This window comes from Burkholderia sp. LFS061 (genome assembly GCF_047978125.1).
Lineage (GTDB): Bacteria > Pseudomonadota > Gammaproteobacteria > Burkholderiales > Burkholderiaceae > Burkholderia > Burkholderia pyrrocinia_C.
In genome coordinates this window covers 1-792 of record NZ_JBFPFS010000127.1, presented here as the reverse complement: position 1 = coordinate 792, position 792 = coordinate 1, and the positions used below count along the sequence as shown (strand labels likewise).

Here is a 792-nt window from a genome sequence, read left to right as displayed (position 1 = left end):
GCCGGCCGCCGCGCTGGCGGTGCCGGCCGATCTGCCGGCCGCGCTGCTCGGCCGGCGCGCCGATCTCGTCGCCGCGCGCTGGCGGGTCGAGGCGGCGAGCCGCAACGTCGCAGCTGCCCGCGCGGAGTTCCTGCCGAACGTGAGTCTCACCGCGCTGATCGGGCTCGCGACACGCGGCGGCGCATCGCTGTTCCAGGCCGCGTCGCGCACCTACAACGTCAGTCCGGCCGTGAGCCTGCCGATCTTCGACGGCGGCGAGCGGCGCGGCGTGCTGCGCAGGCGCGATGCGCAATACGACCTCGCGGTCGCCGGCTACAACAAGACGCTGATCGGTGCGATCGGCGAGGTGGCCGACGATCTGCACCGCCTGCACTCGCTCGCCGTGCAGGCCGATGCGCAGCAGCTTGCGTTCGACTCCGCCACCGATGCGTGGCGGCTCGCGGACGCGCGCTACCGGGCCGGCGTCGGCAGCTACCTCGACGCGCTCGTCGTGCGCCAGCAACTGCTGATCGCGAGCCGCGAGGTCGCCGCGCTGCGCGCGCAGCGCGCGGACCAGTCGCTGCAGCTCGTCGCCGCGCTCGGCGGCGGCTTCCGCGCCGAGCCGGACGACGCCGCGCTCGCCGCCACTCCTTCCCACCGTCCTTGACATCGAACCATGAGCAGCGACAACACCATGCAGACTCCCGCGCGGCCCGCCGCCGCCGATCCCGCCAGCGCCCGCCAGAACCCGGCGGCCGACCACACCGGTGCGCCGCGCGCACCGGGCGGCCCGGACGCGCGCACGCAACCGGC

The 792-nt window shown here is 75.6% G+C and carries 1 protein-coding gene; it reads left to right on the top strand.

All coding sequences use genetic code 11. The features are described from left to right. Positions 1-646 (top strand): TolC family protein (locus ACNQQL_RS35990; RefSeq protein ID WP_347069695.1); only part of this gene is annotated, 646 nt, incomplete at its 5' end. Positions 647-792: the final 146 nt, after the last annotated feature.